At 59.5% G+C, this 664-nt stretch carries 1 protein-coding gene; it reads left to right on the forward strand.

All coding sequences use genetic code 11. The annotated features are described in order from the left end of the window. On the forward strand, window positions 1-664 hold a 664-nt coding region (locus ACXJ7R_RS35530; protein ID WP_457155861.1), incomplete at both ends, for an FGGY family carbohydrate kinase.

Genomic DNA, 664 nt, shown 5'->3' on the forward strand with positions numbered 1-664 from the left:
GAGGAAATCTGGGCGAGCGTCGTGACGACGGTAAAGGCTGCTTTGAAGAAAGCCGGCCTGGCCGCTTCGGATGTCGCTGCCATCGGCATCACCAATCAGCGCGAGACCGTCGTCATCTGGGACAGGGCGACCGGCAAGCCGATCCACAATGCCATCGTCTGGCAGGACCGGCGCACCGCGCCGCTCTGCCAGAAGCTCAAGAAGCAGGGGCTTGAGAAGAAATTCACCAGGAAGACCGGCCTGCTGCTCGATCCCTATTTCTCAGGCACCAAGATCGCCTGGATGCTCGACAAGGTGAAAGGTGCGAGAAAACGCGCCGAGAAGGGCGAATTGTTGGCCGGCACCATCGACAGCTTCCTGATCTGGCGGCTGACCGGCGGCAAGGTTCATGCCACGGACGCCACCAACGCCTCGCGCACGCTGGTTTACAACATCGAGAAAAACGCCTGGGACGACGAGCTGCTGTCGGTTCTCAACATTCCGGCAAAAATGCTTCCCGAGGTAAAAGACTGCGCCGATGACTATGGAATCACGGAGAAAAATCTCTTCGGTGCCGAGATAAGAATCCTCGGCGTTGCCGGCGACCAGCATGCCGCGACCATCGGCCAGGCCTGCTTCGAGCCGGGGATGATGAAATCAACCTATGGCACCGGCTGTTTTGCGC

This window comes from Mesorhizobium sp. P5_C1, assembly GCF_054049815.1.